Below are 14,323 nucleotides of genomic sequence, written 5' to 3' on the forward strand. Positions count from 1 at the left end.
CATCCACTGCGCCCAGCTCGAACAGCAGTCGGAAGCCGTCTTTAACAAAGCGGCTATCCGGCGGATCAACAAACGGAAAGGCCTCGATATCGCCGAGCTTGAGCCCCAGCATAGAGAGAATCACCGAGGCAAGGTTGGTGCGCTGGATTTCAGGGTCGGTAAAACCGGGCCGGGAGAGAAAATCCTCTTCGCTGTAGAGGCGAATGCATACGCCTTCGGCAATCCGCCCACAGCGCCCTTTACGCTGGTTGGCACTGGCCTGGCTAACCGCTTCTACCGGCAGGGGCTGGATCTTGGAACGGTAGCTATAGCGGCTGATACGCACTAGCCCCGGGTCGATCACGTAGCGAATCCCAGGTACGGTCAGCGAGGTTTCCGCGACGTTGGTGGCGAGTACAATGCGCCGACCGCGGTGCGGAGCAAACACGCGGTTCTGCTCTTCGTTGGAGAGCCGTGCGTAAAGGGGCAGGATTTCAGTGCCTTTCAGCTCGGCGCGGCGCAGGGTATCGGCGGTTTCACGAATCTCGCGTTCGCCGGGTAAGAACACCAGCACGTCCCGGGGGCCGTGCAGCCAACCTTTCTCTCGCTCAACGGCTTCAATCTCTTCAACTGCGTGGAGAATGCCCTCTTGCAGCGTGCGGTCTTCTTCATCGTCTTCGTCGCGTACCAGCGGCCGGTAGTGCACCTCAACGGGGTAGGTGCGACCGGTCACTTCTACTACCGGCGCAGGCGTTTTGGCGGTGCCAAAGTGCTTGGCGAAGCGCTCTACATCGATAGTCGCCGAGGTAATGATGACTTTTAGATCTGGTCGCTTGGGGAGTAAGCGCTTGAGGTAGCCGAGCAAAAAGTCGATATTGAGGCTGCGCTCGTGGGCTTCATCAATAATGATGGTGTCGTAGCGCAGCAGCAGCGGATCATTCTGCGTTTCGGCCAGCAAGATCCCGTCGGTCATTAGTTTGACCAAGGTTGTTGGGCTGCTTTGATCGGTGAAGCGTACTTGGTAGCCCACTTGCTCGCCCAGAGAGACTTCAAGCTCTTCCGCCAGGCGACTAGCGACGCTGCGGGCGGCTAGGCGCCGTGGCTGAGTGTGACCAATTAAGCCACGGCGGCCGCGCCCCAGCTCCAAACACATTTTGGGCAACTGGGTGGTTTTGCCAGAGCCGGTCTCCCCGGCCACCACCACTACTTGGTGATCGCGTATCGCGTTAACGATATCTTCTTTTCGTTCAACCACTGGCAGTTCAGGCGGATAATTCAGCGCGATTTTTTGGGCTTCACGCAAGCTGAGCTGTTGATGAGAACGCTCGAGCTCACGCTGAACTTCATCCAAACCACGGCTAATAGGCTTGTTATCGCGCTGACGGCGGTACAAACCAGCCAAGCGACGCTCCAGCCGTTCAGCATCACGCAACATCACACTCCCTGTCGCCTGTTGCAGCGACGCGAGACGTTGGCTATCGGTGGGGGCTGGGGATGTGTCAGTGGTCACGATTGAGTCGGCTTCCATTCGCTTGGGCATTTAGCAAGAGACATCTAAAAAGAGATATAAAAAATCAACCCGCTCGATTGAGCGGGTCGGATAGTGTAACGCTTTCATCTCCACGACGCCTAACCACAGTGCTTGTTGCTGCAGAACAGGACGAGGGCAGGTTTCCGCGAGGGCGCAATGAACCCGTCCTTGGGCGCTACTTTCGCCGTCTGACCGCTATGGATGGCGGAAATGCCGGAATTGTCAGGAATATTTTCCGGCCTGGGCGAAAGACCCTCGCTTCAACCAGCCCTCGCCCTTTGACCAAACATTTCTATCTGATTACGTTTTTGCGGGTGCTTCATCGCGCAACTGGCGACGCAATACTTTTCCCACATTTGTCTTCGGCAGTTCATCACGAAACTCAATGATTTTGGGCACCTTATAGCCAGTGAGCTCTTTTTTGCACCAGTCACGTAGCGTTTTCTCATCAAGCTGGTCATTTTTACTCACCACGAACAGCTTGATCGCTTCGCCAGCATTTTCATCAGGCACGCCCACGGCGGCCGACTCAAGCACATCCGGGTGGGCAGCAACAACATCCTCAATTTCATTGGGGTAGACGTTAAAGCCGGAGACCAAAATCATATCTTTCTTGCGGTCAACAATGCGGATATAGCCATCATCCTGGAGTACGGCAATATCACCAGTGAAGAACCAGCCATTGTCATCAATGGAGGCACGGGTTTCATCCTCACGCTGCCAGTAGCCTTTCATCACCTGCGGCCCTTGCACACATAGCTCGCCAGGTTCACCCATTGGCAGATCATTGCCATCCGTATCAACGACTTTTACCGCGGTACCCGCCACCGGCTTGCCGATAGTGCCCAACTGAATCGCATCATTGGGGTTAAAGCTAACAATCGGGGATGTCTCCGTTAAACCATAGCCTTCGGCAATCTTACAGCCGGTGGTCTGCTCCCAACGCTGCGCCGCAGCCTTAGTCAACGCCATGCCACCTGAGATGGTTAGTTTCAGCTTTGAAAAGTCCAGCTGTTTGAAATCATCCCGATTACACAGCGCGTTAAACAGCGTGTTTAAGCCGATAAACGCTGTAAATGGCAGCCCCTTAAGCTCTTTAACAAAGGCATCCAGGTCACGAGGGTTGGTGATCAACAGCGAATGGTTGCCTGTCTCCATCAAGAACAAGCAGTTAACCGTAAACGTATAGATGTGATAGACCGGAAGCGGTGCGATCACCAGCTCTTCCCCATCGGATAGATGGGTACCGATAGCTTCCCGTGCCTGGAGCATATTGGCCACTAAGTTGCGATGTGTGAGCATCGCCCCTTTCGGCATACCGGTAGTGCCGCCGGTGTACTGCAAAGCGGCTAAATCGTCGAGTGTCTGTTGCGTTTCAGTATGACTTAATGAGGCGCCTTTTTTCAGCGCATCGCGAAAACCAACCGCACCAGGAAGTGAATAAGCCGGTACCATTTTTTTAACATGCTTAACTACGGCATTGATTAACCAGCGTTTGGGCACATCGTGCAAGTCGGCTAGTTGGGTGACGATAACGTGCTCGATATCTGTTTTATCGAGTACTTTCTCCAGCTTATCGGCCATATTGGCCAAAATGACAATGGCTTTAGCGTTGGCGTCCTTGAACTGATGGGCCATTTCCCGCTCGGTGTACAGCGGGTTAGTATTAACGACCACCAAGCCTGCCCGTAACGCGCCAAAAACAGCCACGGGAAACTGCAGCACGTTGGGCAGTTGAATGGCGATTCGATCACCCGGCACTAAGTCCGTTTCATGCTGCAACCAAGCGGCGAAGTCTGCCGAAAGACGGTCAAGATCGGCAAAGGTGAGGGTTTTTCCCATACAGGAAAAAGCGGGCTTATCCTTAAAGCGCTCTACTGCGGTACGAAATACATCCGTGACTGAATCATATTGATCCAACCCTTCAAGCGCTGGGCCACGTAAAACGGCGGCGTTGGCGTGTTCGCTCATGGGCAATCTCCGCTATCGGCGTCGGCGTAGGGTCACCGACCTTGTTGTTGTCGCTGGGCTTAGTCTAAAAAGTAGCTTAAGAAGCCCAACGATATACGACCTATAACAGGCTGTAAAACGATCGATTGAAACTTTCGTTTAAACTTTAGCCCATAGTCAGACTCGCTTAATTCATTGCTGCTTCTCTCATTCCAATTTAGTAGAACGTTCTTTTATGGACAGTAACGCGCCTGAATTTCTCCATCGCGCCAGACCAATAGCTCGCCTGGCACCATGCGCTGCCACGCTTCATTGTGAGTAAGCGGCTCGGTGGCAATCACTGAAACGATATCGTCAGGCGTGGTATGTTCGGCAAAATTCACCGTCATCTCAGCGTCGGAAAGTTCCGCATCTCCGAAGGGCGCACAGCGTGTAATATGCGCTAGTTTCGTGGCGCAAAACGTATACAAGTAACAGCCATCGGAGAGCAGCATATTGAACACGCCCAGCGCTCTTAGCTGCTCACACAGTTGGTGCAAGCGCTCCCAAAGCGTTGCGGGATCAGCGGGTGGAGCAGGAAAGGTGCGTCGCAACTCACCCATTAGCCAGCAGTAAGCGTGCTCGCTATCAGTGCTGCCTACCGGGGTGTAGTTTCCTAATGCTAGGCTCTCCCAGCCACTTAATTGGCCATTGTGGGCATAGCACCAGGGCCGCCCCCACATTTCTCGGGTGAATGGGTGAGTATTGGCAAGCTTTACGCCCCCCACATTGGCTTGGCGAATGTGACTAATCACCACATTGGACTTAATCGGGTAGTCGCAAATCAGCCGGGCGATGGGTGAATCGACAGAGGGATGGGGATCCCGGAAATCACGGTAACCGCCCTCTTCGTAGAAAGCGATTCCCCAACCATCGCGGTGGGGGCCAGTGCCTCCTCCGCGGTGCAAAAAGCCCGAAAAGCTAAAACAGATATCGGTGGGCACATTGGCGCTCATACCCAACAGTTCACACATACACTTCACACATGCTTAGACACCCGGTAGTTCTCTAGAAAAGCTTTACCTAAAAACAGCCATCAACCAATTACCGGTTCACGACGGCGTGGCGATTCGCCTTCATCATCACTTTCTTCTTCCTGGGTAACATATTCGGCCTCGTTAGGGCGGCGCCACCACCAAAGTGCAACGCCAATAAGCGCGCCTAACGCCATCCCCAATACCAGCCACATCAGCCCGCCACGTAGCGCCGAGCCGTTGTTTTCTAAAAAGCCAACCGCCGCCACCATCGCCGAAGGTGCCCAACCGGTATAGAATTCACCCTCTTCTATTAGCGGCAACCGGAAAGTGGCGGGTGCCCATATCGCACCAGCAACCGTCCAGGTCAGTACAAGACGTGGCAAACGAGGCAAACAAGTGAGCGTAAAATAGACCGCAACAATCACTAATAGCGACAGCCCGTAATAACTCAACCACAGCAGTGGCGATGAATTTGCAAACAGCATAATACCCCTCATGTGGGTGAACTCACCCGACGTTGATTTCCCGTTATGGTACCTATCAATTTATGAAAGCACAGCAAGGCATACCTTCAGGCTTACCCGCTGCACGCTATTATCGCGCTAATGACCCGCAATGGCACTGGTTAGAAGAGCGCGACGACCCAGAGGTCAGCGCCTTTTTAGAGGCCGCCAACCAGCAACAAGCCGATTGGTTTGCCCCGCTTGCCCCTCTGGAGGAAGCGTTATACCAGAGCCACCTGGCTCGCCGCGAATTAGCCGTAACCAGCCTTAAGACAACCCTTGACCACTTCACGTTCTGGAACGAGACCGGTGCTGAGGACGACTACCCCTGTTGGTGGCGCCACCCCAACCATCAGCCTGAACAGCACGAATGCTTTTTTGACGTTAGAGCCCGTGCCGCCGAGCACGACTTTTACGACATGGGCGATATGGCGCTCTCTCCCGATGAACAGTGGTTGGCCTGGACAGAAGATACCCAAGGCGACGAGCGTTTTACCCTATGGCTGAAAGCACTACCTAGCGGGACGCCCGTGCAACTGTTAAGCGACATTGGCGCGGGGCTGTGCTGGGCAGAAGATCAAACTGCTACCACGGCGACGCTGCTGTTTACGCGGTTTGACGACACCCAGCGACCCGACAGCGTTTGGCGCTTTTCACTTTCGCTGACGGAGCCTAGCGCTTCAAAAGAGCCCGTACTGGTGCTACGCGAAGAGGACCCAGAGTTTTGGCTCGGCATCGGTAAAACGCGCTCGCGGTCATGGCTGCTGCTCGAAAGTGGCTCAAAAGACACCAGTGAAATTTACCTATTGCCCGCTCACTCTCCTGATTCAGCACCTTTGTGTATTCAGCAGCGCCAAGCGGGAGTTGAGTACCACATTGATCACCGCCCTGGCAGCTTTTATCGCCTGCATAACCAGACAGGCGCACACTTTCAACTCGATTTTCTGCCGGAAAGTCAGCTTGGCCAGCCCCAATTGAATTGGCAATCGTTAATCGCCCACCGTGAAGACGCTACCCTGGAAGGCGTTGATGCGTTCTCTTGGGGGCTGATGCTGGCTGAGCGCGACCATGCCCAGGCGCAGGTGCGTTTGCGGCGTTTGCTTTTCAATGCCCATCACAGCTGCACACTGGATGAGTACCTGGCACTGCCTGAACAACCCTGTTCGCAAATGCTTGAAGATGCGCCGCACTTCGATACGCAGGTACTGCGCCTGCGCGAAGAGTCGTTTACCCAGCCGCCCAGCTGGTACTCACTTGACTTAACCAGTGGCGAACGGACGCTGCTGAAACGGGTTCCTGTTTACGGCAATTTACAGCCGGAACAGTTAATCAGCCGCCGCCTTTGGGCGAACAGCCGGGATGGCGAACAAGTGCCAGTATCAGTAGTGATGCGCGCCGACCTGGCGGATCAGCCCTTACCCACGTTGCTATATGGCTACGGTGCCTACGGCGACGCGCTCGACCCCTGGTTCTCGATCGCCCGATTGGAACTGCTTGAACGCGGTGCGGCCTTTGCCGTTGCTCATGTGCGCGGTGGTGGTGAGCGCGGCGAACCCTGGTATTTAAACGGCAAAATGGCACACAAGGAGAACAGCTTTGACGATTTCCTGGCTGCCCGGGAAGCGCTTGTCGAAGAGGGTGTAAGCGATGCACAGCGAATAGCGGCCTATGGCGCCAGCGCTGGAGGGCTACTGGTCGGCACCTGTATTAATCGTGCGCCGGAAAAGTTTTGTGCCGCTTTGCTAGACGTGCCTTTCTTAGACGTGCTGCGCACGATGCAGAATCCTGAACTGCCACTGACAACGGCTGAGTACAGCGAGTGGGGCAACCCTGAAGACCCAGAGGTCGCCGAGCGAATAGGCGCTTACTCGCCCATCGATAATATCAAGGCGCAGGCTTACCCTGCCCTATGGATTGAGGGCAGTTGGTTTGACACTCGAGTAAGCTACTGGGAGCCCGCCAAATTTTATGCCCAGGTGGCACAGCAGCAGCAGGGGTCAGCGCCAATTCTGATGCGTACCGATATGAGCAGCGGCCACGGCGGAGCATCCGGTCGATTCAAAGCCTGGCGCGATACTGCGCGGCAAGACGCATTTATTCTTTGGGCGCTGGGACTGCACTCGCAAGCATCTTTAACTTCTGAGTAAAGTCCTCAAAGGGCACTACATCGGCAGCACGGCAATAATGTGCGACTCTAATTGCTGCTCTGGCACCTCGTCTTGGGACACCGCAAAGCTGCGCACACTGATGCCTTTGCGGTGAACCCGCTCGGCATCATTGCTTAACAGCGGATGCCAACCCGCCAGCTTGCGCCCTTCCGCCACCCGCCGGTAGCCACAGCTCTGCGGCAGCCAGGTGAACTCTTTAACCAACGCAGGCGTCAGTTGGGTGCAGTCGGGTACGCTGTCAAAACGGTTAGCATAATCGCTACACTGACAGCTGTGGATATCCAGCAGACGGCAGGCAACATTGAGCACCGCCAACTCTTGGGTGTCCTCATCGTGCAACTTCAGCAGGCAGCACTGACCACAGCCGTCGCATAGCGCTTCCCACTCCTGGGGCGTCAGCTCTTCAAGGGTAAAGCGCTCCCAAAAACGTTCGCGCATAGCGGTTTCCATTTTCTCCTGCCTCATTGTCGCGGAAAAACTCTTTATTATGGGGATGAATCTTGGTGGCTTAATTCAGCCAATAGCGCGGGCCATAGTGTCTGGAAATCGTCCTCTAACGCTTGATAATCGTTGTGCAGCCAAGGCACTAAGGCAGCAAGCTGATTGGGGCCAGACAAACGCCGCCCGATACCGGCAACGGCCCGGCAGGTGAACGCAAAGTCAGCGTAGCCTCTTAACCAGTCGTGCTCGACAAGAATCGGCATCATGCCCGCCAGCCGATTCGGCGCGGGCCGTGCGCTGAGCAACCGATAACAACGCTCAACAATCGCCTCTTGATCCACCTGCCCCGCCGTATCACGGGCCAGGAAATGATCCCACACCATATCCAGGGCTATACCCGCATAGCGACGCTGACCCGTTGGCGCACGCCGCCGCGCATTAACAACGCAAGGATGGCTATCCACCCAGGCATCCACCCGGCGGTGATGGCGAATGCCCAGCGCTGTAGCAGCGGGCCAAGCGCTTAAATCTCGCCCCTTAACGCCATCGGCAATTAAATTGCCGTAGAGAAAATCATCGCTACCGGCCCTCACCAACCACGCATGGGCAAGAAAATTCATAACCGGGTAGCTCTACTCTGCATCAGAGCGTGTATCAGAGCGCGAGGCAACATGGGCGCGATGCACGTCGAGCAAATAGGCCTCTTTAGGCGGCGGCATTTGCAGATAGAATCCTTTGCCTTTAATGCCTTCCACCACGTCTGCCGCATTAACTCGAGACAATTTTTTGTCAGCGGTCAACAGCATGGTAAATACTGGCACAGGCTTGCCGAAGGTCTCCAGTAACTGCTCTGGGACATCTGCAAACCCTTGACGCTTATCGACGTATAAATACATTTCATCTTTACGCGAGCTTTTGAAAACCTCGCAGATCAATTTATCGCTCATGATGGACTCTCCTCAAGAGCTTGGGCCAGCGCGGTATTCAAATACTCGCCCCGCCAACCGCTCGGCCAAGTGAAAGGCTCCCCCGCCAAGGCCTGCATCACCAGTGCTTCAATATCGCGGCGTCGCATGAGCATTTCCGGCGCCACCCCTAACTCATTGGCTTTGCCCGTGACCGCCTTTTTAAGTGCTTTAAAGCGTGACTTAAACGTCGGGTGCATGGGGTCTGGCCAACGTTTGGGCAGCACCGCTTCATCGCAGTGCTGTGCCTGTTTGACCATCGCCAGCAGCGCATCGCCCTCTTTTTTGATCAGCATAGGCTTAATGCCTTCAACATCAGCAAGCTCAAAGCGATTGCTGGGCATCTTTTCTGCGATCGCAAACAGCAACTTATCGCTAATCAACCAGTTGCGCGGCAAGTCGCGGCGGCGTGTTTCACCTTCACGCCAAGTAGTCATTAGCCGATACGCTTCCATCTGGCGGGGCATCAAGCGCCATAGTTGGCGTTGACGGGTGTACCACTGCAGATCGTTATCAACACTGCGGCCAGCTTGGTCAATTAAGCTAGCGCACTCAGCGTCCACCCACTCGCGCCGCCCCAGTGTGGTGAGCTTTTCAGCCTGTAACGTCCAGACTTTTAGCAAATAGATCACATCCAGCGCGGCGTAATGGCACTGCGCAGGCGACAGCGGGCGCACTAGCCAGTTTGAACGGGTCTCCTCTTTAGGCAGCGTTTCACCGACCCAAAATTCGACCAGTTTTTGATACCCCATGCCAGGGTTTTCGCCCAAAAAGCCCTGCACCACCTGAGTGTCAATTAACGGTACCGGCAATACGCCCGCCCAGTACTGGAAGACTTCCAGGTCTTCGCTACAGGCGTGCAGTAACTTGATGGCACTATTTTGCAGCAGGGCACGGAATTTATCGGTGCAGGGAACGGCCACCGGATCAATTAGATAAGCCTCTTCACCGGCGGTGAATTGAATCAGCGCAGGGACTGGAAAAAAGGTGTTCTCTCGGAAAAACTCGGTATCCAGAGCGATCACAGCGGCATCGGCTACTTGCTCGCATGCCGTATCAAGCGCATCTGGGGTATCAAGCCATTGATAAGAGGGAGTAAGAGAGGACAAAAGCATTCTTCCAAGTTGGCGCAAACGCTACCGCGCTTGCGTTTTAAGTAGGCTTATTCGCTGGCAAACGGCAAACGACCGTTAAATGCACGGCTCAAGGTCCCGCCATCAACGTACTCCAGTTCACCGCCCATGGGGACGCCATAAGCAAGCCGTGAGAGTTTGACGTTATGTTCTGATAACAACGAAGCAATGTAGTGAGCCGTCGCTTCACCTTCGATAGTCGGGTTCGTCGCCAACACCACTTCTTCAATGAGCCCTTCTGCAACACGCGCTTCCAGCAGGTCTAAACCAATTGACTCAGGGCCCACGCCATCTAGCGGCGAAAGGTGCCCGTGGAGCACAAAGTAGCGCCCTTTAAAGCCGCCAGCCTCTTCAATCGCCAGCTGGTCGGCAGGCGACTCTACTACGCAAAGCAGCGAATCATCGCGGCGTGGGCTCTCACACAGCGCACAGATATCGGCTTCGGTGAGCGTGCGGCATCGCTGGCAATAGCCGACTTCTTCGATCGCCTGTTGAATAATCGCAGCCAGCCGCTGCCCGCCTGGTCGTTCACGCTCAAGCAAGTGCATCGCCATGCGTTGAGCCGTTTTGGGCCCAACGCCTGGCAGTATGCGAAATGCTTCCATTAACTGCTCAACGAGAGGAGAAAAACGCATTGCTTAGAACGGCATCTTAAAGCCGGGCGGAAGGTTCAAACCTGCCGCTGCTTCTTCCATTTTCTGTTTAGAGTTAACTTCCAACTTGCGCACTGCGTCGTTGACCGCCGCCGCAAGCAAATCTTCCAGTAGCTCTTTGTCCTCTTCCATCACGCTGGGGTCGATGGAGACGTTGGATACGTCGTGCCGACCGTTCATGGTGACCTTGACCATACCGGCACCCGCTTCGCCCTGAACTTCGGCTTTGGCGACTTCTTCCTGGGCTTGCTGCATTTTTTCCTGCATCTCTTGGGCTTGTTTCATCAAGTTGCCCATTCCACCTTTAAGCATGGTCTGATCTCCAATGTGGTTATAAAGCTGTCTTATAAAACTGTCTTATAAAACTGTCTTTAGCTATCTTTCGACTGTATGAAAGGCTGCATGAAAAGAGCTTAGCGCAGCGCGTCGGCAGGCTTAACGCTGGATTCTATCAGCTTTGCCCCAAACGCCTGCTGTAACTTCTGTACATGGGGGTCGTGATTGAGTAGATCAACCGCCTGGGCATGACGCTCTTTATTAAGGCGCTCTTCGCGCTGCCGGGGTGTTTCCATGCTAGTAGACAACTCGGCCACGTAAAACGCTATGCGCCGGGGCATGCCCTGCTCTTGCAGCGCCCGTTCAATGCGCGCTTGGTGCACCTCCGCCTGCATTGCCTCTTGACTGGGGTCTAGGCGAAGCGTCAGTAGCGTACCGTCGTCACTTTCTACCAAACAGTTGCCCGCCAAGTTACGGGTTAAGCCGCCCAAGCCTAGCGAGTCAAAACACTGCAACCACTGCGCGTTGTCCAGTTTGCCTGAGGGGTTATCCGACTCATCAGCAGGCAAAACCTGCGGTTCTGGCGCTAGTGCATCTTCTCGCTCAGAAACAGGATCTGACTCGGCAGCAGGCTCTGGTGCCGAGTCAGGCTCAAGAACAGGCGCTGGTTCGGGAGCATGCTGGAGCGTGCCAGTCTCTGGCGCTTCTGTTTCAGCTTCGACTGGCCAGGGTGGCGGTTCCTGGCGTGGCGACTCCTCTTCGGCGACGGGCGCTGTCGGCTGGGCTGGTGACTCAACTTGCGGTGCTGGCTGAACTTCTGGCTGAACTTCTGGAAGAGCTTCTGGCTGTGGTACAGCCTCTAGCGGCGCGGATTCAGGCGCTGCCGCCTGCGATGGCTCCCGGCGCAGCGGTAGCGGGGTACGCGGTGGTTTCGGCACGCCCTGAGGGCGAAACGCCAGCATGCGCAGCAACGTCATCTCTAACGCGCTGCGCAGATCAGGGGCATGCATCATGTCCCCGCGGCCCTGAATACCGATTTGGTAATAAAGCTGGATGTCTTCAGCGGTGAAGCGGCTTGCTAGTTGCAGGATAACGTCACGATCACCGTGACTGTTATCCACGGCATCCGGCACCATCTGCGCAACCGCTAAACGGTGCAGCATGCTGGATAGTTCATCCAACACCGCGGCAAAGTCAGGGCCTTGCTCTGCTAACTCGGCCACTTCGGCCAGCAGGCGCTGCACGTCCACATCGGCCAGGGATTCTGCCAGCCCAAGAATATGACGATGATCCAGGGTGCCGAGCATGGCGGCCACATCCGCATGGCGCACCGCCCCCTGCCCAAACGCAACGGCTTGGTCGGTGAGGCTCATGGCATCGCGCATTGAGCCTTCCGCTGCCTTACCCAATAGCCATAACGCACTTTCATCAAAGGCGACGCCCTCCTCACCCAGCACATAGGTAAGGTGCTCAACCACACGCTCTGGTGGCATATGTTTGAGGGTAAACTGGAGGCAGCGCGAGAGTACCGTCGGCGGCAGTTTTTGCGGATCGGTGGTCGCCAACAGGAATTTAACGTGGGGGGGAGGCTCTTCCAGCGTTTTCAGCAGCGCATTGAAACTGCTGGTGGAGAGCATATGCACCTCATCGATCAGGTACACCTTATAGCGCCCTTGGGTAGGCGCGTACTGAACGTTGTCCAGCAGCTCCCGGGTATCTTCTACTTTGGTTCTTGACGCTGCATCGACCTCAATAAGATCAACAAAGCGCCCTTCATCGATTGCTTGGCAGCTATCGCACTGTCCACACGGGGTAGAGGTAATGCCTTCATCGCCACGGCCGCTGGCCGTGCAGTTCAAACACTTGGCAAGAATACGCGCCAAGGTGGTTTTACCCACACCACGGGTACCCGTAAACAGATAGGCATGATGCAGACGGCCCTGATCAAGGGCATTTACCAAGGCGCGCTGAACATGGGCCTGGCCCACAAGTTCGTGGAATGTGCGAGGCCGCCACTTGCGGGCCAGAACCTGATAGCTCATGAAGCTGTACTTCCTTCGGCGGGCTGACTCACCTCACGCTGTAGACCGCGTAAGGTAAGTGCCACGATGCAAAACAAAGACGGTGCACAATAAAGACGGTGCATAATAAAAACTATGCGAGAAGAAACGTCATTCTAGCGGTTGCACCGCAGCCCGCCAACCGCCTGAAAAAAGGCGGAATGGTCGCCAACACCTAAGCGTTATCACCACCTTCCGCCGCACCAGCACGCTCGGCGGCGGCTTTTACCAGCTTTTCAAGTTCGCCGTTTTGATGCATCTCAACCACGATATCGCAGCCACCCACCAGCTCGCCCTCTACCCAAAGTTGCGGGAAGGTCGGCCAGTTAGCAATCTTGGGCAGCTCAGCGCGAATATCCGGGTTATCCAAGATATTAACGAACGCAAAGCGCTCGCCGCAGCTCATCAGCGCTTGAACGGTCTGTGCAGAAAACCCGCACTGAGGCAGTTGGGGCGAGCCTTTCATGTAAATCAGGATCGGGTTTTCGCTAATTTGACGCTGAATGTTTTCGGCAGTCGTGCTCATACAATTTCCTCGCTTATCAATGACCAATGCTTACCCACTTAGCGCTTGAACTAGTACCTGAGTAGAGCGCTCGGCTTTAACGTGTAAATGGCATTCTACGCATGCAGTTCGCGTTGCGCATCCCCTGCAGCATAGCTAGGATAGTGTTTTTATGCGGAGAGAAGCCCTTATGGCGACACGCCATTTCCTGACCTTGCTAGATTTGACCCCGGATGAGCTGGACTATTTGATCCAGCGAGCCATTACGATCAAAACAAATCTAAAAGCCCAAGGTCCTGTTTATACACCATTACCCAACCGCACCCTGGCGATGATCTTTGAAAAATCATCGACGCGTACGCGGGTTTCGTTTGAAACGGGAATGGCACAGTTTGGCGGCCACGCACTATTTCTCTCCCCCCGCGATACTCAGCTTGGTCGGGGCGAACCGATTGAAGACACTGCTCGCGTATTGTCTGAAATGGTCGATGCGGTAATGATTCGCACCTTCTCCCACGCGGGGCTTGAAACCTACGCCAGAGCCAGCAGCGTACCGGTGATTAATGCCTTAAGCGATGACTATCACCCCTGCCAACTGCTTGCCGACGTAATGACTTGGACCGAGCTACGCGGCAGCGTAAAAGGACGCACAGCGGTGTGGATTGGTGATGGCAATAATATGTGCCACTCCTGGATCAATGCCGCTCGGCAGTTCGGTTTTCATCTGCGTATTTGCTGCCCGAAAGGCTACGAGCCCCGCGCAGACATTATGGCAGCCGCTGGCGATCAAGTGACGCTGCTACACGATCCTCAAGAAGCGGTAAAGCAGGTCGACCTGATCACCACCGACGTTTGGGCTTCTATGGGACAGGAGGAGGAGCAGGCGAAACGTGAAGCCGACTTCACCGGGTTCCAAGTTACAGAAGCGATGCTCGATCTGGCTAATCAAGACGTACTCTTCCTGCACTGCCTACCCGCGCATCGAGGCGAAGAGATCAGCCACACGCTGCTCGACGACCCCCGCGCAGTCGTCTGGCAGGAAGCAGGGAATCGCCTGCATGCCCAAAAAGCACTGATTGAATTTTTACTACTAGGAAAAATCGCTGCCTAAATCGGTTTTTCACAGTCGAAAAAAAGCCTCGT

Annotated in this window: 14 protein-coding genes; 2 read left to right on the plus strand and 12 right to left on the minus strand. The window is 55.0% G+C overall.

Annotation, left to right across the window (positions count from 1 at the left end; all coding sequences use genetic code 11):
- The 4 genes from hrpA to KUC_RS10655 form a co-directional block, all read right to left on the minus strand.
- On the minus strand, positions 1 to 1,507 hold a 1,507-nt coding region (hrpA, locus tag KUC_RS20050; protein ID WP_371827736.1), incomplete at its 3' end, for an ATP-dependent RNA helicase HrpA.
- 303 nt (positions 1,508 to 1,810) lie between these two features.
- Positions 1,811 to 3,481 (minus strand): AMP-binding protein, encoded by a 1,671-nt coding sequence (locus tag KUC_RS10645; protein WP_007113207.1) that lies wholly within the window; start codon positions 3,479 to 3,481, stop codon positions 1,811 to 1,813.
- A 212-nt stretch (positions 3,482 to 3,693) separates the two neighbouring features.
- Positions 3,694 to 4,473, minus strand: a complete 780-nt coding sequence (locus KUC_RS10650; RefSeq protein WP_007113208.1) for a class II glutamine amidotransferase — start codon at positions 4,471 to 4,473, stop codon at positions 3,694 to 3,696.
- Positions 4,474 to 4,535: 62 nt separating this feature from the next.
- On the minus strand, positions 4,536 to 4,961 hold the full coding sequence (locus tag KUC_RS10655; protein ID WP_007113209.1) for a hypothetical protein: 426 nt from the start codon (positions 4,959 to 4,961) through the stop codon (positions 4,536 to 4,538).
- A gap of 62 nt (positions 4,962 to 5,023) precedes the next feature.
- Between KUC_RS10655 and KUC_RS10660 the strand changes: the two genes are divergently transcribed.
- Entirely contained in the window at positions 5,024 to 7,126 is a 2,103-nt protein-coding gene (locus KUC_RS10660) for a S9 family peptidase (protein ID WP_040480666.1), read from the plus strand.
- A 15-nt stretch (positions 7,127 to 7,141) separates the two neighbouring features.
- Here the strand turns inward: KUC_RS10660 and KUC_RS10665 are convergent, their stop codons facing one another.
- The 8 genes from KUC_RS10665 to grxD form a co-directional block, all read right to left on the minus strand.
- Positions 7,142 to 7,597: a YcgN family cysteine cluster protein gene (locus tag KUC_RS10665; RefSeq protein WP_040480668.1), complete on the minus strand. Its 456-nt coding sequence runs from the start codon at positions 7,595 to 7,597 to the stop codon at positions 7,142 to 7,144.
- Positions 7,598 to 7,632: 35 nt separating this feature from the next.
- The gene (locus KUC_RS10670; RefSeq protein WP_007113212.1) at positions 7,633 to 8,208 is read right to left on the minus strand and encodes an acyl carrier protein phosphodiesterase; all 576 of its coding nucleotides are present in this window, start codon (positions 8,206 to 8,208) and stop codon (positions 7,633 to 7,635) included.
- A 12-nt stretch (positions 8,209 to 8,220) separates the two neighbouring features.
- A complete protein-coding gene (locus tag KUC_RS10675; protein WP_007113213.1) occupies positions 8,221 to 8,535 on the minus strand; it encodes a YcgL domain-containing protein in 315 nt (104 codons plus the stop codon).
- Entirely contained in the window at positions 8,532 to 9,668 is a 1,137-nt protein-coding gene (gene rnd / locus KUC_RS10680) for a ribonuclease D (protein ID WP_007113214.1), read from the minus strand. The genes KUC_RS10675 and rnd overlap by 4 nt, the downstream gene beginning before the upstream one ends.
- 47 nt (positions 9,669 to 9,715) lie before the next feature.
- The gene (recR, locus tag KUC_RS10685) at positions 9,716 to 10,321 is read right to left on the minus strand and encodes a recombination mediator RecR (RefSeq protein WP_007113215.1); all 606 of its coding nucleotides are present in this window, start codon (positions 10,319 to 10,321) and stop codon (positions 9,716 to 9,718) included.
- 3 nt (positions 10,322 to 10,324) lie between these two features.
- Positions 10,325 to 10,651, minus strand: a complete 327-nt coding sequence (locus KUC_RS10690; RefSeq protein WP_007113216.1) for a YbaB/EbfC family nucleoid-associated protein — start codon at positions 10,649 to 10,651, stop codon at positions 10,325 to 10,327.
- Positions 10,652 to 10,752: 101 nt separating this feature from the next.
- The gene (gene dnaX / locus KUC_RS10695; protein ID WP_040480669.1) at positions 10,753 to 12,657 is read right to left on the minus strand and encodes a DNA polymerase III subunit gamma/tau; all 1,905 of its coding nucleotides are present in this window, start codon (positions 12,655 to 12,657) and stop codon (positions 10,753 to 10,755) included.
- 193 nt (positions 12,658 to 12,850) lie between these two features.
- Positions 12,851 to 13,201 carry a Grx4 family monothiol glutaredoxin gene (gene grxD, locus KUC_RS10700; RefSeq protein WP_007113218.1) on the minus strand — a complete coding sequence of 117 codons (351 nt, stop codon included), beginning with the start codon at positions 13,199 to 13,201 and terminating at the stop codon, positions 12,851 to 12,853.
- A 169-nt stretch (positions 13,202 to 13,370) separates the two neighbouring features.
- Here grxD and argF point away from each other — a divergent pair, with 169 nt between their 5' ends.
- Positions 13,371 to 14,291 (plus strand): ornithine carbamoyltransferase, encoded by a 921-nt coding sequence (gene argF, locus KUC_RS10705; RefSeq protein ID WP_007113219.1) that lies wholly within the window; start codon positions 13,371 to 13,373, stop codon positions 14,289 to 14,291.
- Positions 14,292 to 14,323 lie beyond the last annotated feature (32 nt).

The organism is Vreelandella boliviensis LC1, assembly GCF_000236035.1.
GTDB lineage: Bacteria > Pseudomonadota > Gammaproteobacteria > Pseudomonadales > Halomonadaceae > Vreelandella > Vreelandella boliviensis.

Bases quoted from the DNA above. Each gene is read 5' to 3' on its own strand.
- KUC_RS10675 (WP_007113213.1), bottom strand. From the start codon at position 8,535: ATGAGCGATAAATTGATCTGCGAGGTTTTCAAAAGCTCGCGTAAAGAT.
- recR (WP_007113215.1), bottom strand. From the start codon at position 10,321: ATGCGTTTTTCTCCTCTCGTTGAGCAGTTAATGGAAGCATTTCGCATA.
- KUC_RS10645 (WP_007113207.1), bottom strand. From the start codon at position 3,481: ATGAGCGAACACGCCAACGCCGCCGTTTTACGTGGCCCAGCGCTTGAA.
- rnd (WP_007113214.1), bottom strand. From the start codon at position 9,668: ATGCTTTTGTCCTCTCTTACTCCCTCTTATCAATGGCTTGATACCCCA.
- KUC_RS10650 (WP_007113208.1), bottom strand. From the start codon at position 4,473: ATGTGTGAACTGTTGGGTATGAGCGCCAATGTGCCCACCGATATCTGT.
- KUC_RS10665 (WP_040480668.1), bottom strand. From the start codon at position 7,597: ATGGAAACCGCTATGCGCGAACGTTTTTGGGAGCGCTTTACCCTTGAA.
- grxD (WP_007113218.1), bottom strand. From the start codon at position 13,201: ATGAGCACGACTGCCGAAAACATTCAGCGTCAAATTAGCGAAAACCCG.
- dnaX (WP_040480669.1), bottom strand. From the start codon at position 12,657: ATGAGCTATCAGGTTCTGGCCCGCAAGTGGCGGCCTCGCACATTCCAC.
- argF (WP_007113219.1), top strand. From the start codon at position 13,371: ATGGCGACACGCCATTTCCTGACCTTGCTAGATTTGACCCCGGATGAG.
- KUC_RS10655 (WP_007113209.1), bottom strand. From the start codon at position 4,961: ATGCTGTTTGCAAATTCATCGCCACTGCTGTGGTTGAGTTATTACGGG.
- KUC_RS10660 (WP_040480666.1), top strand. From the start codon at position 5,024: ATGAAAGCACAGCAAGGCATACCTTCAGGCTTACCCGCTGCACGCTAT.
- KUC_RS10670 (WP_007113212.1), bottom strand. From the start codon at position 8,208: ATGAATTTTCTTGCCCATGCGTGGTTGGTGAGGGCCGGTAGCGATGAT.
- KUC_RS10690 (WP_007113216.1), bottom strand. From the start codon at position 10,651: ATGCTTAAAGGTGGAATGGGCAACTTGATGAAACAAGCCCAAGAGATG.